This is a genomic window from Ruegeria sp. P10, from assembly GCF_056534925.1.
Window position 1 is genome coordinate 63,045 of the sequence record NZ_JBQERJ010000003.1, and the last position, 26,997, is coordinate 90,041.

The following is a 26,997-nucleotide window of genomic DNA, read 5'->3' on the forward strand; positions in this document are numbered from 1 at the left end:
TGCACACACTTGCACAATGATGGTAGAAGCGTGCAGACACTTAGCACACGGATTGCACATGGCTACTATCACCAAGCTACCCAGCGGTAAATGGCGGGCGCAGGTACGACGTAAAGGCACGTACAAGGCGCGGACGTTTCAGCGCAAGATCGACGCGACCGGCTGGGCTGCGGACATAGAACGCGCACTGGAAGGCGGACGCACCGCTGGCACGATCCAAGCACCCACCGACATGACGCTGGCCATGGTTATCGAAGCCTATCTGACACAGGTGAACACGGGCCGCACGAACCGTTTCAATCTGGAACGGATCGCAAGTCGGATCGGTGGTACCAGCTTGCGCAACCTTTCGGCCCTGACCGTTCAGGAATACGTTGACGGGCGACTGAAGGAAGGCGTGACGGGCGCAACCCTTGCCGGTGATCTTTCCGCCCTGTCCAGCGTCCTGAAATGGGCCAGACACACCCGCAAGCTGGACATTGACCCAGACCTTGCCAAAGACGCACGCACCGCCCTGACAACGGCCCGCATCGACACGCGCAGCCAAGAGCGAACCCGGATACCAACACAGGACGAACTGGACTCGATCATCGCTTGGTTCGAAGCCAACCCCCGACAGAAGATTCCCATGCCAACCATCATCAGGTTTGCCGCCGCGTCTGGAATGCGCCTTGGCGAAATCTGCCGTATTCGGATCGAAGACGTACGGTGGAACGAAAAGTCGGTGCTGATCCGAGAACGGAAAGACCCGAAACGCAAAGCCCGAAATGACCAAGACGTGCCACTTGTGGGTGATGCGTACCAGATCGCCCGCCAGATGGCTGAAGGGCGCGCAGAAGGCCGCTTGTTTCCATATAACGGCAAGTCGGCTGGTACCGCGTGGCGACGGGCCGTGCGGGAATGTGGAATTGACGATCTGCATTTCCACGATCTGAGGCACTTGGCGATCACGGAATTGTTCCGCCTTGGTTTGCCCATCGAACTGGTTGCGGTCGTATCTGGCCACCGCGACTGGAAACATCTGAAGCGGTACACACAGCTTGGCGCGGCTGATGTACATAATGCCTTGCACAAACTTGGCGCGTCGGGATAACCTGACCGCCTGAATCATACCGGATGACGTAGGGCCACCATAGTGATGGCCCGCCTGTTGGCATCCATTTCTTCACGAAATGCCCAGCAGGAGTCCGTCAGATGGATGACCCTATCCTACAGAAATTTCTGGCCGATCACGGCCTGATCACCGAAGAACAGGTGGCCGCACTGGAAGGCTGCGAACTGGTCACAATTGAGACCCGCCGCAGCCGTGGTGAAATGCCGCCGTTTTATCGCCAAGGCAACCGCACGTTTTACGAATCGTCCGATATTGCCGATCTGATCCGCAGCAAACGCAAAGACAAAAACCGCGAACGTGCAGCAGCATCACAAGACCTGCTGAACGGTACGGCATGAAAAAGTACATCCAACAGGACGGTGTAATTTACCAACCGATTGGCAGTCTGGCCGAGAAAATCCACAAGGATATTTACCCGTTGATTACAAAAACAGCGAAGTGTGATCTGCACTTCGATCTGTTGGCGATGCGTTGGTTTTTCACCATTGGTGAAAACGAATTGGCCTGCTGTCTGTACGACGTAATCATGCACAAACTCTGGGACTCTAGGTATCACAAAGGCTCATCCGTGGGTTTGATTGGGTACGTGAAAAATATGGATGAATTGGTCGCCTTAGAAATGCACGTCAGAATCGACAAACTGATTGAACACATGCTGCGGGAAGAAGACTGGCCGACGAAACCCCATCCGCCACAATAAGCCACAAGACCTGTCGCGCGGACAACTTGGCCGTTGCGTAACTGACGACCCGTGACAGGACCAAAAAACAACCCGCTGCGCATGAGGCGCAGCGGGCCGAATTGTAACCCTAGTTTTGCCGAAAGGGTCGTCAGATGACACATCCTAACCCATCCAACCACGTCCAGCAACAATATCACCAGCTATGGCTGCGTAACGGCTTTGCGGAGATTATCCCCGTCATACCGCAAGGTGCAGCACTGCACGAACACAGCAAGGTTGCGCCAGAGGCGCGCGGCAAATGCCCCGGTGAGTTCTACGGCGGTGCATGGGACGGGATGGGTTCTTGGCCGAACTATCAGGCCGATCCGATTAAGGCCGTGCGGTACGATGAACTGGGCGCGAATGTCGGTCTGAAGATGGGGTTTGATTGGTGCGCCCTTGATGTGGATATGCCCGACGATCTGACCGCGCAGGCGATGTGGCAACGTGTACATGAATTGGGCGGGGGTAAGTATTTCATCCGGGTCGGTCAGGCACCGAAGTTTCTGGTACTTTTTCGGATCGCACCGGGCGAAACGATCCGCAGAAAGCAGTATCCGCTGAAGCGTGACGACGTGACCGTTCGGGTGGAAGTGATGGGAATAACCAATACGGGCCGCGCTTCGCAAGCCGTGGTGGCCGGAACGCACCCGTCTGGCGTCCAGTACCAATGGAACCAGCAACCCGTTGCCGATCTGGTACCAGCAGCGACCGCAGAGCAAATGGATACTCTGGTCGAAGAAATGATGAAGGTTGCGGACAGTCGCGGTTGGACACGCGGTCGGGCAACCAGCCCCAACACCAGCAATGACGGATTGTCGGCACATGGTGCGGAACCAGCGGACCCAGCACTGGTCGCGCCCATTGTCGATCTGATCCCGAACGAAGACTGCGAATATGACGAATGGGTGTCGATTGCTTACGCGATCAAGAACAGTGTTGGTGATGCTGGCTGGCCGATTTTTGAGGCGTGGTCCGCAAAGGCACCGAAGAACGTCCCGGCGAAAACGAAACATGTCTGGGATACGTTCAAATCAGACGGTCTGTCAGGCTTCGGCAAACTGGTCTATTGGGCGCGTCACTGGAACGGTGGTGATCTACCTGGAAATTTGGAAGGACGTGTGCGGGGCGCACGTGATCTGGCACAGGCCGCAGCGGCTGGTATGCCATCAGCACAGGACGCTCTTGCCGCCATGTCGCATCCGATGCCGCAAGGCGTGGACGTGTGGGCCGATGTAGAACCGTTGGACCTGATGCAGCCCGTATTGCCGCCACGGTTGCCTGACGACGCCATACCGCCCGCTATTCGCCCGCTGGTGGACGCTGAAGCCCCGGCGATGGGTGTGCCGCGTGAAATCATGTTCGCGGCGTCACTCGGGGCGGTGGTGGCCGTTCTGGACGACCGTCTGAAGATCAAACCGCACGCGCATCGACCTTGGACCGAACACCCGTGTCTGTGGCTGGGTCTGGTGGGTGATCCGTCCGTGAAGAAAACGCCGGGTCTGAATGTCGCAATGAAGCCCGTACGCCGCGTGGATCGTGAGAACAACGAAAGCGACAACGCCCGGTTGGCACAGTGGGACACCGAACTGAAACGGCACAACACGGCGCTGAAGAAATACACCGACGGAAAGACCGAAGAACCGCCAGAAGGCATGCCCCCGGCGCATCCAGAAACCCGGTCAATTCTGTTGAACGACTCGACCACCGCCAAGCTGTCCGACGTGCTGCAATTCAATCCGCGCGGTGTGACCCTGATCTTCGATGAACTGTCTGGCTGGTTTGCCAGTATCGACGGTCGTAACGGGTCCGGTAAGGAACGGGCCGATTATCTAATGCTGTACAATGGTCAGCCGCATAAGGTGGCGCGCGTATCTCGGGGGCTGGTCAGCGTGCCAAACTGGTCCGCTTCGATCATTGGCGGTATCCAGCCCGAAGCCTTGGTATCGGCCATGCGCAACGCTGCGGACGACGGTCTGTTGCAACGGTTCTATCCGTTCTTTGCCAGCCGTGCGCAGCAGGCAACCAACGCCGAAACGAACCCGGCCAATCTTCACATGTTCAACGCCGTCGTCAGTTCACTGGCCAAGACCAAGATGGGAACCGTCCAGCTATCCCCCGAAGCCGGTCAGATATTGCAAAGCTGCTGGGACGACGTGTACGCGCTTGTGGGTGGCGGAACACTGGCGGGGCGTGTGACCAGCCATCTGGCCAAGTGGGAAGGCGGTATCTATCGCTGGACGCTTGTCATGCATGCAATTGAGTGTGCCAGCTTCGGCATGCAGCCTGTCGATTATCTGGTGTCGGCACACACGGCACAGATCGTGGCTGATCTTCATCTGAAGTATTTCCTGCCCAGTGTCTTCACGCTGTACGATGACGTGCTGGGTGGTAGTGGTGACAGTGAACACGTGCGCTGGATCGCTGGTCACATCTTGAAGAACACGCTGGATGAAGTTGGTCCACGTGTGATCGCCCAACACTACCGTGCGTTTCGTCCGTTGGATGACGTAGCGAAGCGTCGTGTGTTCCGTTACCTACAGGATGCGGGCTGGATCACACCAAGAGATACGATCTGGTTGTCACGTAAATGGGACGTGAATCCACGTGTTCACACGCTGTTTGCTGAACAGGCCGTTGTAGAGCGTAAGCGTAGACAGGACATCATGAACGCTATCGGGAAAGCTGGTGTTGACAAATGATCCTTACGCGCGCGCGATGAATAATAATAAAAAAAGAAAGAAAGTAAGAAAAAATTGTGTCTTTTCCCGCGCAAGGCTCAATTGTCAACGCTTCACCAACTCAACAACCAACACCACGGCCAACAGGGGTCCAACTCGGGGCATGACGCAGCCACCAGCCAGCCAATACCTCTAGTCAAATGGTCTATATGCGTTGGACGTAGCAGACCAAGCAACCAACCACAGCCCAGCCAGCAACCAACAACACGACCACGCCACGTGATGAGACATAGACGTAACTCTATAGGTGATGCGGTACGTGTGTGACCAACGTGTGATTGGTTGATGTGTCACACGTGTGACGTGCTGACCGATGCCGTGACGCACTGACCGTGGCGACCGCATCAAACATATAGGTGGGAGGGTATAGGCTTTCGTGCGAACGGGGACCAGCACCGCGCCGGGAAAGTGATTCCATTACGGCCCTGCAAATCTCAGTTGGTGAAAACGGTAACAGTGTTCCCGATTTGACCACCCAAACAGCTATCCAAACACGCTGGATTTCACCGAATTACGTGGGGTTCCTTCCAACTTGGAACGAACCAAACCGGATCACGCCAAAACAGGGGTTCTGAACAAAATGTTCAACACTCTGACCCGGCAAATTCGCATTCGACTGCGAATATCTGAAAGAGTCTTGCCGAAACGTATGGTGGTACTATGATACCTCATACGACTCGCGCCGACCCACACGCGCCAAGGGGGATAACTGTGACCGACAGCACCGCCAGCGACTATCAGCAACGTAAATCCGTAGAGAATGCCGACGCGATCCACGATTGGCCCGACGAAGCGGGGGAATGCGCCGAAGACAGTTGGTCAATATTCGTCAAAAATCAGGACTACCGTGCGCACGATGATTGGACCAACAGCGATCTGATCGAACTGGCCCGCATGTCCCGGCTGCAAGCCATCGCTGTCGATCTTCAGGACCAGTTGGACGATGAGGGCTTTGTGATCCTTGGTGGCAAATCCGGCAAAACCCCGATTGAAAACCCGGCTGGTCGTGCGCTGTCTACGGTCAATGGCAGCATCAACAGCATCGCCCGCCGTCTGGGTCTGACGAGTGCCAGCCGGGGCGACCGTGCCAGCCGATCTAACCGCGCCCAGCAGCAGCGCGATGCGGCCAAAACCACCAGCTATCGGGAAGACGATGAATATTCAGGTCAGGCGTTGATGTAGCCATGCCCAAGCGCAGACGCAACCGACCGCCAAAGGGGATACGCAATGCCAACGCAATCGCCAGCCGGAATGACAATCGGTCAATTCAATCAGGCAAAGTACAATCTGGCACAGGCGTTGAACGGACAGTGCGAAACCTGCGGCGTGATCGGGCAACGTCTGGGGATCGGGTACCACGCGCCGATGAGTGAACCCTTTGATCCCGATGCCTTGCTCTGTCGTTGTGGCCCGTGCCGGTCGCGTGGCCGTACGGAACCGGTGAAGGTGAGATTGGCCCATGTCGCCGCTTGAGCAATTCGCCGCAGCCGAAAACGCCGCGTTGCGGGAAGTGATGCGAGACAATCGCGGCGTCAGGGGTATTCGGCCCAATCGGTTGACACAAGGTTTCAGCCAGAAAGACCGTGCGATCATCCAGCGGGCCAAACAACTTTGCGCGGGATGCGGTACACTGTGCCAACCAACCGACGTGTACCATTTTCGCGGGGAACGGATGTGCAGCCAGCAGTGTTTGGACGATGTGAAACGCTGGAATCGCTGGACCAGATCAGACAAAATTTGACGATTAGGTTTCACAACGCTGTGAAACCGACCGCCCAAAATTTCGCGATTAGGTTTCGATTCCGGTGGAAACCGATTTTCACGATCCGTCTTCACAGCGTTGTGAAAACAACCGCCACCTGGTAACTGCATCTGGTAGCATATAGCCAAAATCCTATAACCTAACATATTGATTTATTTCGTTTATGTACGACTCAAAATCTAGACAGACACCATATGTGGGGTCCATGCTGTCGGCAACCTGAGAAGGACCGACGCGATGGCAGTACACCAACATACCGCGACCAGAGCCGTTAATTCGGTGGTCAAAAGCGTCGGCCACACCCGCCAACAACTCGACTCTGCATCCCGCGCCGAACAAGACGGCGTTCAGGGCGCGTTCGAACAGCGGATCAAAGCAACCGCCAAGTTCAAACACGATCAGGATCGCGCACAACGGGCCATTGATGACACCCGTGCGGCTGCAACGCGGTACCAACGTGCCGCCAATGTGCTGCGCGGTGGGGTGCAAAACGGTAACGCTGTTACTGATACCCTGCTCCAACGGTGCGCCGATCTGCATCGTATGAATGCTGAATCCGTTCAGCATTTGGCCGACCAACTGGACGCCATAGCCAAGACAGCCAACGACGCAGCGGATCGGGCCGAAGATCGCCTTAATGGGGCCGAAGACGATCTGCGGGTGACCGACGCGATGGCGGATTATCTGGCGGCACTGGCCAAGCATTCATTCGACAAAAACAACCCAGCCGTTCGCGCCAAGCACCGCGACTTTATGGCGTGGAAAACCGTAGCGAGGAAACGCGCATGACAAACCCTTTCCGTAACAGCGGTGACGTGAACCCGTTCGACCTGCCCGGTGGACCCGCGTTCAACAAAGGCGTGCCACAGCAATCGGATCACGCGGTCTTGTACGACGCAGCGACCAAGACAGCCAGCCCAGCCGGTGCCGCCCTGATCGACGCCATGATGGCGCAGCTACGGGCCGAACAGGTCAAGCAGCAGGACGCCACGGCCCGTGTGATCGCCAAGACGATCCGGCCATTGCTGAACCGTATCGACGTGCTGGAAAAGGCGTTGGACGTACGCAAGGCCGACACAGCCGCCAGCATCCAGCGAGAAATCGACAGCTTCATGGGCGACGACGCGCCATTGGACGAAGCCACGCTTGAACGTATGGCCGACCAGCACCGCAAGACAATGGAAGGGGTCCGCAATGGGAATGCCTAAACGCATCATCCACGACATGCCGCAGGCGATCCGGTCTAAGCTGGTCAAAGAAACGGCCCTGTTCCGTCTGGCTGGCCACGACAGCCAAACCGCAAAGGAAATGGCGAAGACCAAAGTTCGCCGGTTCTACGAAACACGCGGCAAGGATTTCGTCCGCGATCATCCAACATGGGCTGACCTGTTCCGCAAGACAGCGGCCAAACAACTGGGGAGTCTGGACCTATGAATGCAGCAATGAGCAACACCACCCGCCGCCGTGACAGCGACGACAAAGCGGCCCAAATTCTGATGCAAGAGACCAAGGCCGCAGCGTTCGATGACGCACTGGCCGTGGCTAAGGATGCACCACGGATCGCCCGCGAACATGCGGCCCTGAAGGCTGAAAATGCAGCGCTGAAAGCGCAGGCGGATCGACCCGTTGCGGTCACTGTGCAGGCACCACGTCCGCCACAGGTCAAAGGGACCGTAAAGGTACCGAAACCCACCGACGTGGCGTTTGCCCGTGCCACGGCCCATTTCAGCCAACGCAGCATCGAACAGGTGGCCGAAGAACTGTTCCCCGGCGAACCCGGCAAACTGCAACGGAAAGCTGCGACAGCACCGGCCAGCACGGTTGATGCCGGTTGGGCTGCTGAACTGGTCAACAACGACGTTGGCCCGTGGGTTGAAGAACTGCGGCCCGTTTCGGTCTATGCCGCTATGGCTGCTGGTGGTGTTCCGTTGCCGATGGCTGATCTGTCCAGCCTGACAATGCCGACCAACCCCGGCACGGGTGACGTAAGCGGGTCTTTTGTCGGACAGGGCGCAACCATCCCGGTCAAATCTGGCGTGGTCGGATCGGTCACATTCAACCGGCTGAAAATGGCCGTGCTGTCCGTCTTCACCAACGAACTGCGCGACACAAGCACACCCAGCATCGAGTCGGTGATCCGTCGGAACGTGGTAGCCGACACCGCCGAAATGCTGGACGCCTATGTGCTGAACCCGGCGAACGGCCCGGTATCGGGGATCACACCCGGATCGCCGTTCAATGGTGCCGCCAACCAACCGTCCGCTGGTACCGGTCTGGACAACGTGATCGCGGACATTGCGTATCTGACAGGCGTGATCACCGCAACGCGTCCGCGCAACCCGGTCCTGATCATGGACAACATGCGGGCGCAACGGCTGCGTATGATGCGTGAAGCCGGTGTGTTCCTGTTCCGTGATGAAGTGGAGCGGGGCGAGTTGTTCGGCTTGCCGCTGATCGTTTCTGCGACGGCACCGACCGACCATATTTTCGTGATTGATCTGGCAGATTTCGCGTCGTATTTGCCCGCACCTGAAATCGACACCAACGGCACGGCAACGGTGGTTCTGGCCGATGACGCCACGGGCGCACCGCAAATGTTGGATGAAAACGCGATCAACGACACGGGTGGATCGATCCACGTCAGCGATGCCGCAACAGCGGGCGCACAGGTCATCAGTTCCTTCCAAGTAAACGCCACGATTTTACGCATGGTCCAACCGATCACGCACGGCATGCTGCGCACCGGAACGGCTGCGTATCTGACCGCAGTAGCGTGGTGATCGCATGAGACAGGTAAGCATCACCGAACACCGCCACAGCACCGTCAGTGCCGTTTGGATCGACGGTGTGACCACAATGGCCAACAACCGCGAAGAAATCGGCAAGGCGTTGGTTGCTGCGGGTGTGAACCCGAACCAGACGGTCTGCTGGATGTCTGCCACGGGAAAAGACGAACGCGTCAAGGCAAGCCAATGGTTGCCCGCCACGCCCGTTAAACCCGCCAAGAAGGGGAAACGCAAATGAGCAATTACCCGGATTGCGGCTTTCCGAACTGCAACTACCCGGATTGCGGCTTTCCGAATTGCGCCGGGTTTGCAGAACCCCCACCACCAGCATCGGATGAAGAAGATGAAAGTGATTGAACGCCACGGTCAAAAGGGGCTGGCCGGTCGGTACGACGCCAGCATGTTGGTCGATGACTACAGCAAGCAGAAAACCCCGCCCAATAACGACGAACTGTTCACGCCACGGCACGAACGGACCACACGGAAGGACTCGGACGATGGCCATGATTAACAGCTACACCAAGGCGGGTGTGCTGCGCCCGCACCAGATCGAAACCACCGACTTCGATCTGTTCATCCCGGTCAAAGGCCCGTCGGTGGCCGATCTGCGCCAAGTCGGTCGGTCAGAGGGATTGAACCCGGCGCGGTTCTGGCCCGTCTACGTGCTGGCCAGCGATCTGACACCGTAACCGAAGGAAACTGACAGGATGCCTTTCGATATGACACCAACGCCCAAACGCAGACCCCGCAAGCCACAGATCGACCGGGACGCGCTGGCACTGGCCGTTCAGAAAGAGTTGGGCCGACCGCTCACATGGGCCGAGTACGTGCGCATCTGGAACGAAGCCACCAAGGAGTCAGGACGGAAGGATTTTCTGGAATGAACCCCCGCGCCCAACAGACCCAGCGAGTCAAAGCAAGCCCGAATCACGACCCGTACGCGTTCCGCACCCTGACGATCAGTCAGCTTGAAGATCGCGAGTCCGAGACTCGGGCGGCTGGGTTGGTCAAAGCGGCGAACGCGATCCGGTATGAGATTAAAAAGCGGGTGGCCGATGCAAACCGATCTTGAACAGATTTACCCGTTGGTTGGCTTGTCGATGGCGGTCGCATGGCAGGCCCCGGACGACCAGACGTTTGCGGCCCAGATGACCCAGCTTTGCCAGTTGATTTGGTCGCAACTGCGCAGCGATCCGTGGCCCAGTGATGGCGGCAACGCGCTGGCGCAACATCTGGCCGACAGCGGCGTGAAGCAGGACGACCCACAGGCGTTGGTGGCGGCAATTCTCAGTTACCAGGTGGATAGCAGAAAGGTGAATTGACGTGGCACGGCTTGCGACATTGCGAAAGATACCGCGCGGGGCGTATCGCAAGAATGTCCAAGCACCGCGTTTGCTGCCGACGCCGAAAGTGATCAAGGAAAACCCGGTCCATCTTGGCCGCAAACTGGCGCAGAATGTCCTGTTCAACCAACTGGCTGAAAACATCGTCAACAAGGTGCGCAGCGAACACATCGAACAGGCCAATGTGCGGTTCAAAGCCCTGCAAGACGAAGGCCATTTCCAGAAGACCGAAGAAGTCGCGGTGATTGTGGACGGGTACCAAAAACCGCCACGTAATGTGAAATTTGGCGGATCAATCGTATATGCCGAGCGGCCCGACTCCGGTGCGATGGCCCGTCGTGCGCAAGAGGCGTGGTTACTGACCCTGAACATTGCCCGCAAGTGGCGTAAGTCGGGGCTATATGAGTCCCGGTTTCAGATGTTTGCCGATGGTCGGCCTGTCGATCCATCAACCATTGACCGCCAGAACACCAACCCCAACCGGTACGTCATCATCAATGACGTGCCGTATGCGGGCAAGATGGAACGCTACCACAAAGACGGAGTGATGGCGCAGGCGGTGCGTCGGATGCTGCGCAAAGGTGCCGCCGAAGATGTGAGCATCCAGCACCGCTACATCCAATCCGGTCTGACCACGCACACAGGCCATCCGCTGATGTATCCGATTATTGAAATCGGCCCGCTTGGGTCGTTTACGAATCGCATTGCCAGCCCGACGCGATACCGCAGACGCAAAAGGAATAAGAAATGACCAACACAACAGCCTATCACCGCGTCATTCTCGATTTGGACGCCGATCAGGTCCGCGCACAGGTCCGACAGGCCAGCGCGACCTTGAGCAAGATGACCAAGGAAATCGACCAAGCCCAACGGGCGATGAAGTCGTATGAAAAGGGTCTGCAAAACTATGGCCGTGCTTCGGGTCGTGCTGCCAACATGAACCGACGCCTTGGTGCGTCGATGCAAAACGCATCCTATCAGGTCGCGGACATCGCCGTACAAATGGAAATGGGGACGCACTGGACCCGCATCTTTGCACAGCAGGGATCGCAAATTCTGGGTGCGTTCGGCCCGTGGGCGGCGATCCTTGGTGCCGCAGCGGCTGCAATCATTCCGTTGGGTAAAAACCTTGGCTGGTTTGGTGAAGAAGCCGAGAAAACGTCTGACAGCCTGCAAAACCTGATCGATGAAATTGACCGGTTGCGGCTAGGTGTGGAATCGCCCGAAGAACTGGTTGCTGCCCGTGCGCGTCGGGATGCCCTGCAACGGGTGGCCGACATCCAGCGGGTCATCAACAACGCCACGATGGAACAGTCAGCGGCCCTGAACCGCATCCTGTTGCGTCAGCGTGAAATCATCATCGAAGCGAACAAAACGCTGCGGTCTTACGATGAACAACGGGCCATTCTGGAACAGGTCGAAGCGGAGATTGCCGCATCGAACAAACGCTGGTCGGAAATGCTGAACCCGATGGACATGATCAAGGTGGAACTGGATTCCATGCTTGGCACGTTGAATGGTCTGGTGGATCGTGCCGCAGCAATGGCGGGCGAGTTTGTACGGGCCGCACAGGCGTCAGCAACAATCAATCAGGCCAACGGTGGATTGCAGGGCCGTTTCGACCGTGAGTCGTACGGTGCGGGCCAACAGGCATTCCGTGACCGTATCCAGAGCGGTTACACCTTGCCGGTCGATAAGGCCGCTGGACGGGCCGCTGGTGGCGGTGCCGAACAGGTCGATGAGATTACCCGCGCGATTGAACGGATGTTACCACAGGTCGAAAAGGCCATCATGGAATACGACAATTGGTCCGACGTGATGAAGAACAACCTTGAAGCCAGCTTTGTCAGTGTCGTGGAAAACGGGGTCGATACGTTCTTGGATCAGTTGGAACAGGGTGAGATTCGTATGAAAGAACTGGTCAAATCTATGGTCAGGGAAATGGCCCGACTCGTTGCGAAGTGGGCGATCATGCAAAGCCTGTCGCTGGCATTCCCCGGCATCAACTTTAGCGGTGGTGGTGCCGCGTTCGCCAAGGGTGGTGTGTTCGACGGTGGGACACAGGTGCAGATGTTCGCCAAGGGTGGTGTGGTCAACAGCCCGACTATGTTCCCGATGACAGGCGGGACCGGCCTGATGGGTGAAGCTGGCCCTGAAGCCATTGCGCCCCTGAGACGTGACGGATCGGGCAATTTGGGCGTTGGTGCCGTTGCGCCCGTGATCAACATCGTGAACAACACCGGCGCACAGGTTGAGACTCGACAGGTATCGGACACCGAAACGCAAATTATCATCGGCAAGGCGGTCGAAGCTGCGGAACAGAATTTCGTACGTCAGGCCGCAACCGGCCAAGGCCCAATGTCTCGCGCAATTGACCAAGGCTGGGCCGCTAAACGACGGTTTACATGATGGATTTCTGCACCGACATACGGGCCGAGTTGACCGACGCCCTGTCACCGTTTGAAGACGCAGGCGTTGCGGTCAATGTAGGCGTTTGGGAGTCGCGGTCGCACCCTGACCTGATCGTGTCGATCCAGATCGACGGAAAGTTCCAAGTGCTTGACCAGTACCGCGTGTCGCTTGCCCTGTCGGCTGGTGGGATCGTGGATCAGGTGATGCGTTCCGCGTGGACCGATCTGGTGACCCTGCTGCGGCTCTTAGGCGGTCAGCCCATACCGCGCCAATTCGTGCCATCGCAACCCCGCCTTACTGTCATTGAAACGCGAGTACCTTAACCGACCTGACCAATGCGACCAAGCGGGCTTTTTATTCCTTCGCCCAGTGCGTCGGCCCGTAGGTCAAGCCCGTCACGTGTATGCGGCACGTGACGGGCAATTTTACATCCGACATTCTAACGCTTAACCGTTAGGGACGATGTACGAAGTCAGACCCATATCGAACGACACGGCCCGCGATCTGATCGCCCGCCATCACTACGCAGGCAAGGCGCATCCAGTGATCCAGAGGGCGTTTGGCCTGTTCTTGGATGGTGTGCTGTGCGGTGCCGTCACGTTCGGCCCGCCCGTTGATCGCAGCGCTGCAATTTGGGCCGATTATGAGTTGAACCGGCTGGCCCTGACCGACAACCGACGCAATGAAGCCAGCCGCCTTGTCTCGGGTGCTGTGCGGTTGCTGGGTGCCGTGACACTGGTCAGCTATGCCGATCCGTCACGCGGCCATAACGGTGCGATCTATCGCGCCTGCAACTGGTCCTATCATGGCCTGTCGCGGGCCAGCACCAGACGCCGTGGCGCGAACTGGTACCGAACTGGCATGAAGCACCGGTACAGCCTTGGACCGGCCTGTCCGTGGGCTGTGGTGCCGTTCGTGCCACTAACTGAGGCACAGACCCGCAAAGCCATCGTCAACGGATATGAGGGACGCCGGGGTACCGCTACGGCTGCGGAACACATGAAGGCATACCGGGCGCGAAAAGGCATGCGTGACAAGCGATCCTGCGACCAGTGCGGATCACGGTACCAACCGTCACGCAGCACCAGCAAATTTTGCAGCGCCAAATGTCGGGTCGGTGCGCATTGGGCGAAATAGCACACCAATTGCACACGACGTAACGTAAATATCTGATTTTATGGGGTATTAGCTGCCATCCATCATGGGTGCCACGCTTAAACGCGCAGCCTGTGTTGCCTTGCATGTCACAGCAACGCCTCCGTCCTGCTATGCTTCGAAATCCGATGGACTGTCAGTGGCTTTGCCCACCCGAATCAAGTCGAAAAGCCCTAACACATTCCTCTGACGACGTCCCGACTGCGACCATCATCAGTGAGTTGCTATCGATTAGACACCATATCGGCTCATCACCATCTGGACACTGCTTTCGATCGTTTCCGTCATCTCGGCTTCGCTGAGCGCCCCACCCGTAAACAGCAGTGGCCAGAAGGCGCGCGCCTTGATCAGGCCGATGAATTCGCGCCCGGCCCGTTCCGGATCATCGATCCGAAGCTGCCCATCCTCTGCCGCATCTTTGAGCATGGCAATGAATGTCGCTGTCTTGTCCAGCTTGCCCTGCGCTTCCGCCGCAAGCGTCGGGTTGCGCAAGGTTTCGCTGATCACCATCCGGGCCATCGCGATAACATCGGGCCGCATCAGAATGCGCCCTTCGGCCCAGGCCAGTTCAGTCAGTTGCGTACGAATATCGCGACCTTTTTCATACCGAATTTCCAGCACTTCAGCAAAGCGGCTGGACAATTCGACCACGATGGAGCGGAACAGGTTTTCTTTACTTTCAAAGTACTTGTACAGCGTACGCTTGGACACTTCGGCCCTTGCTGAAATGCGATCCATACTGGCCGCGGCAAAGCCCTTTTCCTGGAACTCGGCCACGGCAGCTTCGATGATCTGTGCGCGCTTGGACGCATTCTGTGCGCTGCATTCGTTCATGTCAGAGCTATAGACCTATTGACGTGCCCTGGTCAAACACTAGGTAAACGCAGGAGTTTACAGAGGCAAAACCATATGCCATAAGTAAACCTGCGAGTTTACCAATTACGGAAACCAGCACCAACAGGAGACCCCCTGATCATGGCTCTTAAATTGAACCTGAACGGCACGACCCTCGAGGTTGATGCCGAACCCGGAACGCCTCTTCTCTGGGTGATCCGAGACGAACTGAAACTGACCGGCACAAAATTCGGCTGCGGCGTGGCATCCTGCGGGGCCTGCACCGTGCACGTGAATGGTGAGCCCGTCCGTTCCTGTCAGACATTCATTGAAGACGTCGAAGACGCCGAAGTCACGACTATCGAAGCTGTCGGTGACGACAAGATCGGTGCTGCCGTACAACAGGCCTGGGTCGAACTGGATGTCGTCCAGTGCGGCTATTGCCAGTCGGGTCAGGTGATGTCGGCTGTCGGGCTGTTGTCCGAGAACCCGAAGCCGTCGGTCCAGGAGATTGACGAGTACATGTCCGGCAATGCCTGCCGCTGCGCCACCTATCAACGCATCCGCGCCGGCATCCAACGCGCGTCTGAAATTCTGGAGGCCTGATCCATGACCATCAACACCTCTCGCCGTGGATTTCTGAAAGGCGCCGCCGCTGCCGGTGCCGTCCTGCTGGTTGGCGCCCGTCCGGACGGTGCGCTGGCCGCGGCCTCGTCCGAGACCGCGCAGTTCAATCCATTTGTGAAGATCGATGCCGATGGCACCGTAACCGCCATTGTCAAACATTTTGAAAAAGGTCAGGGCCCGGCGACCGGACTGCCGACGCTGATTGCCGAAGAAATCGGCCTGACCATGGATCAGATCGAGTACGAGTTCGCCCCCTCGGATCCGAATGTCTACAACAACCTGCTGTTCGGCCCGTTCCAGGGCACCGGCGGTTCGACCGCGATGGCGAATTCGTGGCTGCAATACCGTCAGGCCGGTGCTGCCGCGCGCGAAATGCTGATCAACGCCGCCGCGCAAAGCTGGGGCGTGGATTCATCTGGCATCACCATCGAAGACGGCATCGTGAAGGCAGGCGACAAGTCGGCTCCGATCGCTGAATTTGTGTCTGCTGCGTCGCAACTGGACGCTCCGGCAGAGCCACGCCTGAAGGACCCGTCCGAATTCCGTCTGATCGGAAATGAAACGGTGCGCCGCAAGGATACGGCAATCAAAAGCAACGGCCAGGCGATGTTTGCCATGGACGTTCACCTGCCCAACCAGATGATCGCCATGATCAAACGCCCCGAAGCGAAGGGCGGCATCGCGCTGGGCTTTGATGACAGCGCATCGAAAGAGGTCAAAGGCTATATCAGCGCCGCTGTTCTGCCCAATCAGGCGGGCGTCGCGGTGTACGCCGAGAACACCTGGGCCGCGATTCAGGCACGCGATGCGCTTGAGGTCGAATGGGACATGTCCGGCGCGGAAACCCGCAACTCGGACCAGATCAAGGCCGAGATCATGGACGCGCTGGAGGCTGAGCCCACGTATAATGTCAACAAGGCGGATTTTGCCGCTGTGGCAGCCGCCATCGACGGAGCGGACAAGGTCGTCGAAAAAACGTTCTACTTCCCACTGCTGGCCCATGCCCCTATGGAACCGCTGAACTGCACCATCGAGCAGACCGCAGACGGAGACATCGTTCTGCATGACGGGGCACAGATGCCGACGGGTCCTCATATGGCCTACCAGCAAATCTTTGGCCTGCCCGCCGAGAAGATCCACATCAAAACCATGCTGGCAGGCGGGTCTTTCGGGCGCCGCGCCACCCCGGATGCGGATTATCAGGTCGAGGCCGCCCTGGCCTTTGTCGTCACTGACCGCTCTCGCCCGGTGAAACTGGTCTGGACGCGCGAAGACGACATTCGCAGCGGGTATTACCGACCGGCCTTTGGCCACAAGGTTCGTGTGGGTCTGGACGCCGAAGGCAACATCGTCGGGTGGCAGCACCAGATTGCCGGCCAATCCGTAATCAAGGGCACCCCGTTCGAGGCTGTTCTGGTTCATGACGGCATCGACCACAGCTCGGTCGAAGGCGTTTCGGACAGCCCCTACAGCATCCCCGGCATGGCGGTGGGTCTGACCGACACGCCAAAGGCGACGACGGTTCTGTGGTGGCGCTCGGTCGGGCACACCCACACCGCCTATACGATGGAAACCATGATGGATCTGGTGGCCGAGGCCGCCGGTCGTGATCCGGTGGAATTCCGTCTGGCCCATCTTTCCGACAGCAGCAACCTGGACCAGCAGCGCAAAGCAGCTGTTTTGAAGCTGGCGGCCGAAAAGGCAAACTGGGGCAATGCGCCAGAGGGCCGGTCGCAGGGGATTGCCGTTCACAAGTCCTTTGGGTCTTACGCGGCTGAAGTGGTCGAAATCTCGGGCGATCCGGAAAATGGCATCAGGATTGAAAAGGTCACTTGTGCCGTGGATTGCGGTATCGCCGTGAACCCCGATATCGTGCGGGCCCAGATGGAAGGCGGCATCGGCTATGGCATTGGCCATGTGATGCGTGACCAGATCACCCTGACAAGTGGGGCGGTGGATCAATACAACTTCCCGGATTACGAACCGCTGCGCATCGGGGATATTGCCGCAATCGACGTGCATATCGTGCCATCGGCCGAAGCACCGACCGGCGTCGGAGAACCCGGCACGCCACCGTCAGCACCGGCTTTGGCCAATGCGATCAAAGCCCTGTCAGGTTTGCATGTGGCGCAATTGCCCATGGAAGAACATGGCGTAAGCTTTGCCTGAAAACAGCTCTCCGCGCCGGTCTGTACCGGCGCGGGGCGTTCCTTGAAAACCCAAGCCAAAATTTGATCAAATTTGGTGACAAAGCACATCCATTGAAGTAAATCACTGGGGAGTTTCACCGACGGAGCCCCCAATGGATCTGAGAGCCCTGCACAATTTTCGCGTCGCCGCATGTGACCTGAACGGTCAAATGCGTGGCAAACGCGTGCCCCCTGGCTATGCCGACAAACTGGGAAAAGGCGCCGTGCGAATGCCGTTTTCGGCACTGAACGTAGACTTGTGGGGCGCTGATATCGAAGGAAGCCCGCTGGTCTTTGAAACCGGCGACGCAGATGGGGTGCTGCGCCCGACCGAACGCGGCCCGGTCCCCGTGCCCTGGCTGGATACGGAAACAGCGCTGGTTCCGATGTGTCTGTATGATGATGACGGCGTGCCCTTCCCGGGCGACCCGCGGCATGCCCTGTCCGCCATACTCGACCGCTATGCGCAACGCGGCTGGTCCGTTGTTGCCGCGACAGAGTTGGAGTTCACACTCGTTGACGCTTCTGGCGCGCAGCCGCAACCACCGGTGAATCCGATCACAGGGCGGCGCCTTGCGGATGAGGCCGTTCTGTCGGTTGCCGAAATGGACGCGTTCGAGGCGTTCTTTACCGACCTGTACGATGGCTGCGCCGCAATGGGCATCCCCGCGCAGACGGCGATTTCCGAAAGCGGCATCGGCCAGTTCGAGATCAACCTGAACCATCAGGACGCCATGCGCTGTGCCGATGATACGTGGTTTTTCAAGGCATTGACGCGTGGGTTGGCGCGCAGGCACGGATTTGCGGCCACCTTCATGTCCAAACCTTATGCCGATGACGCAGGCAACGGAATGCATGTGCATTTCTCGGTGGTGGACCAGAACGGACACAATGTGTTCGACAACAACGGGCCGGAAGGCACCGAGATATTGCGGTCTGCCGTAGCTGGCTGTGTCGCAGCCATGCCGGGCAGCTCGCTGATATTTGCACCCCACGGCAACTCCTACACACGGCTCATACCGGGTGCACATGCGCCCACGGGCGCCTGCTGGGCCTATGAAAACCGAACCGCTGCCATTCGCATCCCGGGCGGGGCCCCGGCCGCACGGCGCATCGAACACCGTGTCGCCGGCGGGGACATAAACCCGTATCTGATGCTGACTGCGGTTCTGGGCGCGGCACTTGTCGGCATCGAGGACGGCTTGATCCCCCCTGCCCCGATTACGGGGAACGCCTATGACATCGCGGACCTGCCTCAACTGATGCCGGATTGGTCGAGCGCGATTGACAGGTTCTCCACGGATCCTTTGGTGGCCCGGCTGTTCCCCGCTGTCCTGATCCGCTATCTGACCATGACCAAACGTCAAGAGATCACCCGATTTGCGAACATCCCACCCGAGGATCACTGGTTGAGCTATCTCGAGACGGTTTGACCCCCTTGCCGCGTCAACCAGTCTCGGCTAGGATTAATTTGATCAAATTTGGTGACACATGAAAATCGGTATCCTACAAACCGGCCACACCCCCGAAGTGCTACAGGAAGAATTCGGGGATTATGACGAACTTTTCCCCGCGTTGCTGCGTGACAACGGGTTCGAGTTCGTGACCTTCGCCGTCGTGGACGGCACCTTCCCCGATGGTGCGGATGATGCGGATGGATGGATCATTACCGGATCGCGCCACGGGGTTTACGAGGACCTTCCCTGGATCGCCCCGCTGGAAGCGTTGGTGCGCGAGATCTGGGAAAGTGGAAAACCCCTGATCGGCGTTTGCTTTGGCCATCAGATCATTGCTCAGGCACTGGGTGGCAAGGTCGAGAAATTCTCGAAAGGATGGGCCGTAGGTCGTACGGAATACGAATATGACGGCAACAGACTATGGCTGAATGCCTGGCACCAGGATCAGGTTGTCGAATTGCCGAAAGAAGCGCGGGTTCTGGGCCGGAATGCCTTCTGCAAAAACGCGATGCTGGCTTATGGGGATACAATCTGGACAGTTCAGGCCCACCCGGAATTCACCAACGGATTCGTGGCAGGCCTGATGCGGACACGGGGCAAGGGCGTGGTACCCGAAGACCTGATGCGCGAAGCCGCAAATCGCGAGACGGCCCCGGACGACAACGCCAAAATCGCGCGCCACATGGCCGAGTTTCTAAAGAAAGAGAGAGCCTGATGGCTGATTGGACTGATAAACTGCCGGAAGCCGCAAAGGCATATTTCCATGGGCAACGACTGGACGAAGTTGAATGCATCATTTCGGACCTGCCGGGTATTGCGCGCGGCAAGGCGGTGCCTGCATCAAAATTCGCAAAGCAATCCTATTTCCACCTGCCCGACAGCATCTTCTACCAGACCATCACAGGGGGCTGGGGCGAAGCTGCCGGCGATGACGGGTTCATCGAAAAGGATATGATCCTGAAGCCCGATTTCTCGACCACTTCCGCTGCGCCGTGGACGGGGGATTGGACATTGCAGGTGATCCACGACGCCTACGACCGGGATGACAACCCGATCCCCTACAGCCCGCGCAACGTGCTCAAGCGTGTTGTGCAGCTTTATCATGACAAGGGATGGAAGCCGGTTGTTGCACCAGAGATGGAGTTCTTTCTGGTTGCCCCCAATGTGGACCCGGCGCAGGGCATCAAACCCATGATGGGGCGTTCCGGCCGTCCGGCCGCGGCGCGACAGGCCTATTCCATGACGGCCGTGGACGAGTTTGGCCCGGTGATCGACGACATCTATGATTTCGCCGAGCATCAGGGGTTCGAGATCGACGGCATCACCCAGGAAGGCGGCGCCGGGCAGTTGGAAATCAACCTGCGTCACGGCAATCCGGTGAAACTGGCCGATGAAGTCTTCTATTTCAAACGCCTGATCCGCGAGGCCGCGCTGCGCCACAATTGTTTTGCCACCTTCATGGCAAAACCGATCGAGGAAGAGCCGGGCTCGGCCATGCATATCCATCACTCGATCATCGACATGGAAACCGGCCAGAACATCTTCTCTGGTCCTCAAGGGGGTGAGACAGACGCGTTTTACCACTTTATCGCCGGCTTGCAGAACCACCTGCCCTCCGGTCTGGCGGTCATGGCGCCTTATGTGAATTCCTACCGGCGCTATGTGAAGGATCACGCGGCACCGATCAACCTGGAATGGGCCCGTGACAACCGCACCACCGGCATTCGCGTGCCCCTGTCCGGCCCGGAATCGCGGCGCGTCGAGAACCGCATCGCCGGGATGGATTGCAACCCGTATCTGGGCATCGCGTTGTCGCTGGCCTGCGGCTATCTTGGCCTGGTCGAGCAGGAACGCCCACGTCGTCAGTTCTATGGCGACGCTTATGAAGGCGAGGGCGATATCCCGCAGGTCATGGGCGAAGCGCTGGATCTGTTCGACGAAGCCACCGCCCTGCACGAGGTTCTGGGCCCCGAATTCGCCCGCGTTTACGGCATCGTCAAACGGGCCGAGTATGAGGAGTTCCTACAGGTGATCTCTCCGTGGGAACGTGAACATCTGCTGATCAACGTCTGAGACCTTCCGTGAACCTGCTCTATTCCAATGACCGCAAGGGCGAGTACCCTGACAGCTGGTATGCCGCGACGGCGCATCCGATGGATCGCTTTCCCGCGTTGTCAGAAGACACCAGGGCGGATGTATGCGTTGTCGGTGGCGGCTATACGGGGCTGTCCGCGGCCCTTCATCTGGCCGAAGCCGGGTTCGACGTCGTGCTGCTTGAAGCGCACCGCGTCGGCTTTGGCGCGTCGGGCCGAAACGGCGGGCAGTTGGGCAGCGCGCAGCGGGTGGACCAGGAAGACCTCGAGCGTCTTGTAGGCGATGCCGACGCCGCCAGGCTTTGGGAACTGGCTGAAGACGCCAAGGATCTGGTCAAATCCCTGATTGCAAAACACCAGATCGCCTGTGACCTGAAACCCGGTGTCGCCGTTCTGGGCCTGAGCAAATCCGAGCAAAAAGAACTGCATGACCACGCCGGCCATCTTTCCGAGCGGTACGGATACGACCAGATCGAGCTGTTGGACGAAAACGCGGGTCATTCGCTGTGCCCGTCACCAGCCTATCAAGGGGGGTATCTGGATATGGGTGCGGCGCATCTGCACCCTCTGAACTTTGCGTTGGGATTGGCGCAAGCCGCGGCCAAAGCGGGCGTTCGCGTCCATGAAAGCACCGAAGTGACCGGGATTGACGAGGGCCAGACGGCTGTGATCCGAACTGCACACGGCAACGTTCGGGCCGAGCACGTCATTCTGGCCTGCAACGGGTATCTGGGCGACCTCAATCGTTCCGTCGCCGCCAGGGTCATGCCCATCAACAATTTCATTGCGGCCACCGAACCCCTTGGAGAGGACACCGCCCAGGTTTTGACCCGGGATGTTTCGGTGGCGGACACGAAATTCGTGGTGAACTATTTTCGCCTCAGCGCCGATGGTCGCCTCTTGTTCGGAGGCGGCGAAAGCTATGGCTATCGCTTTCCATCAGATGTCGCCGCCAAGGTTTGCAAACCCATGACCGAGATTTTCCCGCATTTGCGGGATGTGAAGATCGACTATGCCTGGGGCGGAACGCTGGCCATCACCATGCGGCGGATGCCGTATCTGGCCCGTGTCGCACCCAATATTCTTTCGGCTTCGGGATATTCCGGTCACGGTGTCGGCACTGCGACCCATGCCGGACAACTCATGGCGATGGCGATTCAGGGTCAGGCCGAAGGGTTTGACACGATGGCACGGGTGCCCGCGCTGTCTTTTCCAGGCGGCCCTGCCCTGCGCAGCCCGCTTCTGGTGCTGGCCATGACATGGTTCGCACTGCGCGACCGGCTTGGGATCTGATCCACGTAAATTGCGACAGATTGGTGAATTTTCGCCTGCCCGGCGATTGGGGGCTTGGATTGCCTCCTGATTATCTTTATCTTTCCCAAAGATAGAATTCGGGAATTCCAAATATGACGCTGCCCCCCAACGTTCACGACGCCGAACCCATCCCTGCCGCCGCCAAGGACGCGATCGAGGCCCTGATGCAATCAGGTGACCTGTTCCGCTATACCGCACCGCAGGATGCCCCGGTGGCCCTGCTGGAAGCCGAGTTCGCGGAACTGTTGGGCACGAAATACGCTTTGGCGGTGTCGTCCTGCTCGGCCGCGCTGTTTCTGTCGCTCAAAGCACTGGGCCTGCCCCGCGATGCGCGTGTTCTGATCCCCGGCTTCACCTTCGCGGCCGTGCCGTCATCGGTCGTCCACGCCGACTGCATTCCGGTTCTGTGCGAAGTGGGTGAAAACTATCGCATCGACATGGCCGATTTCGAGGCCAAGCTGGACAACGTTCAGGCAGTCATCATCAGCCACATGCGCGGGCATACATCCGACATGGATGCGATCATGGCCTTGTGCGACGCACGTAACATTCCGGTGATCGAGGATGCCGCGCATTCGCTGGGCACCACATGGCATGGCCGCAATATCGGTACGATCGGAAAGGTCGGATGTTTCTCGTTCCAATCCTACAAGATGATCAATGCCGGCGAAGGTGGCATCCTGATCACGAATGATGCAGATCTTGTCGCGCGTGCCGTCATCATGTCGGGCGCGTATGAACACAATTGGAAGAAGCACAAAGGTCCGCAGGGCGACAACTCACCCGAACTGGAAGAGGCCTTTGCCCGCTGGCAGAACAAGCTGCCGCTGTACAACCTTCGCCTAAGCAACCTCAGCGCCGCCGTGATCCGCCCTCAACTTCCGGAACTGGCACGCCGTGTCCGCGATGGCCTGGCAAACCACGATTACGTGGCCGGTCGCCTGAACACCTCGTCTCATATCGAGGTCCCCGCCCCGCTGCCCCCCGAGCAGCGTGCGCCGGATTCGATCCAGTTCAATCTTGTCGGAATGCAGGAACATGAGATCCGCGCCTTTGCCGCAGCGTCCGAAGCACGCGGCGTCAAGGTTCAGGTTTTTGGTCTGAGCGAAGACAACGCCCGCGCTTTCTGGAACTGGCAATTCCTTCCGGAAACTTTCGACCTGCCCAAGACGCGCGACATGCTGATGAAGGCCTGTGACGTGCGCCTGCCAGTCCGCCTGACCCGCGAAGAGCTGGACGTGATTGCAGACATCCTGCTGGCATCGGTTGGCGAAGTGACCGGTCCGATGCCGGTTTATGGCACTTAAGACAGCGGCACTTTGAACAAGAAAGGCCCGCACGATGCGGGCCTGATTCTTTGTTCGGAACGGATCAGTTCAGCTTGGACAGTTTTTGCTGCAACTCGGCCAGCTGTTTCTTGATGTCGTCCAGATCCTCTTTCGGCTCGGACTTGTCCTCTTCCTTTTCCGGGCTGGACCATCCGCTGGACAGCCCGCTGGTCATCGCTTTCAGGAAAGCCTGTTGCTGCGCCTGCAACGCGTCAAAACCCGGCATCTGAGACATCGGATTCATCGCGCTCATGTTTTCCATCATCTTGTTTTGGCTTTCACGCAGCATCTCGAACGAGCTTTGCAGAAACTGGGGCATCACCCCCCCGCCCGGCAGCATGTAACTGCGCACCAGATCATTCAGTACATTCACCGGCAGCACATTTTCACCCCGGCTTTCATGTTCGGCAATGATTTGCAGAAGATACTGGCGAGTCAGGTCATCGCCGGTTTTCAGATCAATGATCTGCACTTCTCGCCCGTCGCGGATGAAGCCCGCGATATCTTCGAGCGTCACGTAATCGCTGGTCTCGGTATTGTATAGTCGACGGCTGGCATAGCGCTTGATAAGCAGCGGTTTTTCTTGGTCCGACACCGGGTTCCCTCCCCAAGGATGATGCGTTGCAGCACAGGTTATGCGAGTGCAGCACAAAAAGAAAGGGCAGGTCAATGGACCTGCCCAACGCGATTGCACCTAATGGGAGGGTTGGGTGCGCTTCGCGGACGTTTCTTACTTTGCAGTTGCAGCTTTCTTGGCTGCGGTGGTGACCTCGTTGGTCGCCTTTTTGACGGCAGCGGTTGCTTCTTCCGCGGCGTCTTTGCCGGCAGCCATCAGCAGCTCGACGGTTTCGGTCTGAACTTTTTTCGCGATTTCAGCGAAAGCGGCCAGGTTTTCGGCTGCAACTTCAGCCGACGCGCTTGCGAAGTCGGTTGCGGCTTTTGCGTAGTCAGCAGGCTCTGCCTTGGCTTTCGACATCTCGCTCAGCTTGGCCAGGGTGTCCTTGGTCCATTTGTTCGAGATCTCGGCCGATTTCTCAGCAGCGTCCAGAGCAACGCCCGACAGCTTCTCGTTCAGCGAAGCGGTCGATTTGAATGCGCCTTCCATCGCGGTGGTGTCCACCGGAAATGCACCCATCATGTCTTTCATGATCGCGGTAAAGTCTTGGGTCTTTGCCATTGTCCTAATCCTTTTAGCCGGTCCGGGCCCACCCCGGGTTTCATCAGCTTGAGGACAATATGATTGCTGCATCGCAGCATTGCAAGTTTTTTCTTGCTGCGGCGCAGAATTTTTAAGTTTCAAAATGAAATCAGTCGTTTGGTTTCGCCACAACGTAAGTCCCGGGTGCGGATGCAAGGCTCGGGTGCTTCGAATCACCCGGCTCACGGGCCGGAACCTGCTTGCCAGACCGCTTCTTCAACCACACGTCCCACATGGGCCACCAGGATCCTTCGTGAAAATCAGCTTCTTTCAGCCAGGTGCTGGCATCCGACTTCATATCCGGGTTGGTGTAGTGGCCATATTTCTTCTTGCTGGGCGGGTTCACGATACCCGCAATATGACCCGATTCTGAAACCACGAAGGTTATGGACCGCGAGCCCATTTTCTGCACGCCGCGGTAACAGTCTTTCCATGCCGCGATGTGATCGGTTTCGCAGGTTATGGCCATCAGCGGCACATCCACGTCTTCGAGTTTCAACTTGTGCCCCATCAACTCGAAACCGTCGGTCGCGAACTCGTTGCGCTGGCAGAGGCCTCGCAGATATTCCACGGCCATTTTTGCTGGCAGGTTTGCACCATCGCCGTTCCAGTAAAGCAGATCAAAGGCCGGAGGCACTTCCCCCATCATATAGCTGCGAATGGCCGGACCATAAATCAGGTCGCGTGATCGCAGAAACGACATGGTGCGCGCCATGATCCACGACCGCAGAACGCCTTCCTTATTTACTTCCTCTTCGATCCCGTCGATGAAGTCGTTTTGCAGGAATGGCGTAAACTCACCCTGATCAGAAAAATCCGTCAGTGCCGTGAACAGCGTTGCGGATTTGACCGATTTGTCGCCACGCTGTTTCAGCAAGGACAGGGTCAGACTCAGCGTCGTGCCCGCGATGCAATAACCCACAGCGTTGACCTGTTTGACCTTGCAGATCTTCTTGGCCGTTTCGATTGCGGTCAGGAAACCGTCCTGAATATAGTCTTCCATGCCGGTTTCGGCATAGCTTTCATCCGGGTTCACCCAGCTTACGACAAACAGGGTATAGCCCTGTTCGGTGATCCATTTGATCATGCTGTTCTGGGCTTTCAGATCCAGAATATAGAACTTGTTGATCCAGGGCGGGAACAGAACGATGGGCGTCTCATAAACCGTTTCAGTCACCGGCTTGTATTGGATCAGCTCCATCATCCGGTTGCGATATATGACCTCGCCCGGCGTTGTCGCCAGGTTTCCACCAACCTCGAACGCGCTTTCATCCGCCAGCTTGACGACCAACTCGCCATCATTGGCTTCGAGGTCTGAAACAAGGTTCTCCAACCCTTTTATCAGCGACTGACCTTCGGTCTCGACCGCTTTTTGCAGGGCATCCGGGTTAGTCGCCAGAAAATTCGTGGGCGCCATCATGTCGATGATCTGCTGCGAGAAATACTGTAAGCGTCGTTTGTCTTTGGCATCCAGATCATCAACTGACGAGACAGCCTGCGCAATCGCTTCCGCGTTCGTCAGGTATTGCTGCCGGATCAGTCGGAAATAAGGGTTTGTCTCCCAAAGGGGATTGGAAAAACGCTTGTCACCGGGCTTGGTGTCCTCGGTTTCCACCTCTCCGGTCGTCAGCGCTTTCTGCGCTTCGGCAAAGTTGAGAACCGACTTGCCCCAGAATTCTATCTGTTGCTCCAACAACTTGGCGGGATTTTGCCATGCCTCGGCCCAATAGGCTGTTGCTGCTCGTGCAAAAAGCTCTTGATTCGGGCCGTCCAGCGCGGGCGTGTGCGACTTTTTTGACGCCATGATCTCGACCAGGCGCTTCGCGAGCTGCTCGACCCTTTCCATATTTTCTTTAATGCGTTCAATATGTTCTTCGGACACGTCCGGCATTTGGTCTTCACTTGTTGTCATTTTAACAATTC

Annotated in this window: 32 protein-coding genes; 28 read left to right on the top strand and 4 right to left on the bottom strand. The window is 57.8% G+C overall.

The window, feature by feature from the left end:
- The first annotated feature begins 58 nt into the window (after positions 1–58).
- From ACR0FB_RS06130 to ACR0FB_RS06230, 21 genes are all read left to right on the top strand, one after another.
- On the top strand, positions 59–1,093 hold the full coding sequence (locus ACR0FB_RS06130; RefSeq protein ID WP_480619731.1) for a tyrosine-type recombinase/integrase: 1,035 nt from the start codon (positions 59–61) through the stop codon (positions 1,091–1,093).
- Positions 1,094–1,194: 101 nt separating this feature from the next.
- Positions 1,195–1,452 carry a hypothetical protein gene (locus ACR0FB_RS06135; RefSeq protein ID WP_480619733.1) on the top strand — a complete coding sequence of 86 codons (258 nt, stop codon included), beginning with the start codon at positions 1,195–1,197 and terminating at the stop codon, positions 1,450–1,452.
- A complete protein-coding gene (locus ACR0FB_RS06140; RefSeq protein WP_480619735.1) occupies positions 1,449–1,814 on the top strand; it encodes a hypothetical protein in 366 nt (121 codons plus the stop codon). Before ACR0FB_RS06135 ends, ACR0FB_RS06140 begins: the two co-directional genes overlap by 4 nt.
- A 134-nt stretch (positions 1,815–1,948) precedes the next feature.
- Entirely contained in the window at positions 1,949–4,537 is a 2,589-nt protein-coding gene (locus ACR0FB_RS06145) for a DUF3987 domain-containing protein (RefSeq protein WP_480619737.1), read from the top strand.
- Between the two features lie 750 nt (positions 4,538–5,287).
- Positions 5,288–5,758, top strand: coding sequence for a P27 family phage terminase small subunit (locus ACR0FB_RS06150; RefSeq protein ID WP_480619739.1), 471 nt, complete (start codon positions 5,288–5,290; stop codon positions 5,756–5,758).
- A gap of 45 nt (positions 5,759–5,803) precedes the next feature.
- The gene (locus ACR0FB_RS06155; RefSeq protein WP_480619740.1) at positions 5,804–6,049 is read left to right on the top strand and encodes a hypothetical protein; all 246 of its coding nucleotides are present in this window, start codon (positions 5,804–5,806) and stop codon (positions 6,047–6,049) included.
- 526 nt (positions 6,050–6,575) lie between these two features.
- A complete protein-coding gene (locus tag ACR0FB_RS06160) occupies positions 6,576–7,127 on the top strand; it encodes a hypothetical protein (RefSeq protein ID WP_480619742.1) in 552 nt (183 codons plus the stop codon).
- Positions 7,124–7,546 (top strand): hypothetical protein, encoded by a 423-nt coding sequence (locus ACR0FB_RS06165; protein ID WP_480619743.1) that lies wholly within the window; start codon positions 7,124–7,126, stop codon positions 7,544–7,546. Before ACR0FB_RS06160 ends, ACR0FB_RS06165 begins: the two co-directional genes overlap by 4 nt.
- Positions 7,533–7,772, top strand: a complete 240-nt coding sequence (locus ACR0FB_RS06170; RefSeq protein ID WP_480619745.1) for a hypothetical protein — start codon at positions 7,533–7,535, stop codon at positions 7,770–7,772. Before ACR0FB_RS06165 ends, ACR0FB_RS06170 begins: the two co-directional genes overlap by 14 nt.
- Positions 7,773–7,780: 8 nt before the next feature.
- Complete coding sequence (locus ACR0FB_RS06175; protein ID WP_480619747.1) at positions 7,781–9,118, top strand: phage major capsid protein; 1,338 nt, start codon at positions 7,781–7,783, stop codon at positions 9,116–9,118.
- 4 nt (positions 9,119–9,122) lie between these two features.
- Complete coding sequence (locus ACR0FB_RS06180; protein WP_480619749.1) at positions 9,123–9,362, top strand: hypothetical protein; 240 nt, start codon at positions 9,123–9,125, stop codon at positions 9,360–9,362.
- Positions 9,359–9,481 carry a hypothetical protein gene (locus tag ACR0FB_RS06185; protein WP_480619751.1) on the top strand — a complete coding sequence of 41 codons (123 nt, stop codon included), beginning with the start codon at positions 9,359–9,361 and terminating at the stop codon, positions 9,479–9,481. Before ACR0FB_RS06180 ends, ACR0FB_RS06185 begins: the two co-directional genes overlap by 4 nt.
- Positions 9,468–9,635, top strand: a complete 168-nt coding sequence (locus ACR0FB_RS06190) for a hypothetical protein (protein WP_480619753.1) — start codon at positions 9,468–9,470, stop codon at positions 9,633–9,635. The genes ACR0FB_RS06185 and ACR0FB_RS06190 overlap by 14 nt, the downstream gene beginning before the upstream one ends.
- Positions 9,622–9,813, top strand: coding sequence for a hypothetical protein (locus tag ACR0FB_RS06195; RefSeq protein ID WP_480619755.1), 192 nt, complete (start codon positions 9,622–9,624; stop codon positions 9,811–9,813). The genes ACR0FB_RS06190 and ACR0FB_RS06195 overlap by 14 nt, the downstream gene beginning before the upstream one ends.
- Positions 9,814–9,843: 30 nt before the next feature.
- The gene (locus ACR0FB_RS06200) at positions 9,844–10,008 is read left to right on the top strand and encodes a hypothetical protein (protein ID WP_480619757.1); all 165 of its coding nucleotides are present in this window, start codon (positions 9,844–9,846) and stop codon (positions 10,006–10,008) included.
- Positions 10,005–10,196, top strand: coding sequence for a hypothetical protein (locus ACR0FB_RS06205; RefSeq protein ID WP_480619759.1), 192 nt, complete (start codon positions 10,005–10,007; stop codon positions 10,194–10,196). Before ACR0FB_RS06200 ends, ACR0FB_RS06205 begins: the two co-directional genes overlap by 4 nt.
- Positions 10,180–10,446: a hypothetical protein gene (locus ACR0FB_RS06210; RefSeq protein WP_480619760.1), complete on the top strand. Its 267-nt coding sequence runs from the start codon at positions 10,180–10,182 to the stop codon at positions 10,444–10,446. Before ACR0FB_RS06205 ends, ACR0FB_RS06210 begins: the two co-directional genes overlap by 17 nt.
- A gap of 1 nt (position 10,447) precedes the next feature.
- Positions 10,448–11,218: a hypothetical protein gene (locus ACR0FB_RS06215; RefSeq protein WP_480619762.1), complete on the top strand. Its 771-nt coding sequence runs from the start codon at positions 10,448–10,450 to the stop codon at positions 11,216–11,218.
- On the top strand, positions 11,215–12,876 hold the full coding sequence (locus ACR0FB_RS06220) for a phage tail tape measure protein (protein ID WP_480619764.1): 1,662 nt from the start codon (positions 11,215–11,217) through the stop codon (positions 12,874–12,876). Before ACR0FB_RS06215 ends, ACR0FB_RS06220 begins: the two co-directional genes overlap by 4 nt.
- Positions 12,873–13,202, top strand: a complete 330-nt coding sequence (locus tag ACR0FB_RS06225) for a hypothetical protein (protein ID WP_480619766.1) — start codon at positions 12,873–12,875, stop codon at positions 13,200–13,202. Before ACR0FB_RS06220 ends, ACR0FB_RS06225 begins: the two co-directional genes overlap by 4 nt.
- A 139-nt stretch (positions 13,203–13,341) precedes the next feature.
- Entirely contained in the window at positions 13,342–14,016 is a 675-nt protein-coding gene (locus ACR0FB_RS06230) for a Mom family adenine methylcarbamoylation protein (protein ID WP_480619768.1), read from the top strand.
- A gap of 249 nt (positions 14,017–14,265) precedes the next feature.
- Here the strand turns inward: ACR0FB_RS06230 and ACR0FB_RS06235 are convergent, their stop codons facing one another.
- On the bottom strand, positions 14,266–14,868 hold the full coding sequence (locus ACR0FB_RS06235) for a TetR/AcrR family transcriptional regulator (protein ID WP_171723003.1): 603 nt from the start codon (positions 14,866–14,868) through the stop codon (positions 14,266–14,268).
- A gap of 141 nt (positions 14,869–15,009) precedes the next feature.
- Between ACR0FB_RS06235 and ACR0FB_RS06240 the strand changes: the two genes are divergently transcribed.
- From ACR0FB_RS06240 to ACR0FB_RS06270, 7 genes are all read left to right on the top strand, one after another.
- Positions 15,010–15,474 carry a (2Fe-2S)-binding protein gene (locus ACR0FB_RS06240; RefSeq protein ID WP_171631310.1) on the top strand — a complete coding sequence of 155 codons (465 nt, stop codon included), beginning with the start codon at positions 15,010–15,012 and terminating at the stop codon, positions 15,472–15,474.
- Positions 15,475–15,477: 3 nt separating this feature from the next.
- Complete coding sequence (locus ACR0FB_RS06245; RefSeq protein ID WP_171723002.1) at positions 15,478–17,664, top strand: xanthine dehydrogenase family protein molybdopterin-binding subunit; 2,187 nt, start codon at positions 15,478–15,480, stop codon at positions 17,662–17,664.
- A 133-nt stretch (positions 17,665–17,797) separates the two neighbouring features.
- A complete protein-coding gene (locus ACR0FB_RS06250; RefSeq protein ID WP_480619770.1) occupies positions 17,798–19,117 on the top strand; it encodes a glutamine synthetase family protein in 1,320 nt (439 codons plus the stop codon).
- Between the two features lie 58 nt (positions 19,118–19,175).
- Entirely contained in the window at positions 19,176–19,856 is a 681-nt protein-coding gene (locus ACR0FB_RS06255) for a type 1 glutamine amidotransferase (RefSeq protein ID WP_480619771.1), read from the top strand.
- Entirely contained in the window at positions 19,856–21,214 is a 1,359-nt protein-coding gene (locus tag ACR0FB_RS06260; protein WP_171631301.1) for a glutamine synthetase family protein, read from the top strand. Before ACR0FB_RS06255 ends, ACR0FB_RS06260 begins: the two co-directional genes overlap by 1 nt.
- An 8-nt stretch (positions 21,215–21,222) precedes the next feature.
- The gene (locus ACR0FB_RS06265) at positions 21,223–22,527 is read left to right on the top strand and encodes an NAD(P)/FAD-dependent oxidoreductase (protein WP_480619772.1); all 1,305 of its coding nucleotides are present in this window, start codon (positions 21,223–21,225) and stop codon (positions 22,525–22,527) included.
- Positions 22,528–22,640: 113 nt separating this feature from the next.
- Positions 22,641–23,855 carry a DegT/DnrJ/EryC1/StrS family aminotransferase gene (locus ACR0FB_RS06270; protein ID WP_171722999.1) on the top strand — a complete coding sequence of 405 codons (1,215 nt, stop codon included), beginning with the start codon at positions 22,641–22,643 and terminating at the stop codon, positions 23,853–23,855.
- 64 nt (positions 23,856–23,919) lie between these two features.
- On the opposite strand, the gene phaR is transcribed toward ACR0FB_RS06270, so the two are convergent.
- The 3 genes from phaR to ACR0FB_RS06285 all read right to left on the bottom strand — a co-directional run bounded on the left by phaR (position 23,920) and on the right by ACR0FB_RS06285 (position 26,986).
- Positions 23,920–24,471, bottom strand: coding sequence for a polyhydroxyalkanoate synthesis repressor PhaR (phaR, locus tag ACR0FB_RS06275; protein WP_171631294.1), 552 nt, complete (start codon positions 24,469–24,471; stop codon positions 23,920–23,922).
- A 135-nt stretch (positions 24,472–24,606) separates the two neighbouring features.
- A complete protein-coding gene (locus ACR0FB_RS06280; RefSeq protein ID WP_171228035.1) occupies positions 24,607–25,053 on the bottom strand; it encodes a phasin family protein in 447 nt (148 codons plus the stop codon).
- A 130-nt stretch (positions 25,054–25,183) separates the two neighbouring features.
- Positions 25,184–26,986 (bottom strand): PHA/PHB synthase family protein, encoded by a 1,803-nt coding sequence (locus tag ACR0FB_RS06285; protein WP_480619774.1) that lies wholly within the window; start codon positions 26,984–26,986, stop codon positions 25,184–25,186.
- Between the last annotated feature and the right edge of the window lie 11 nt (positions 26,987–26,997).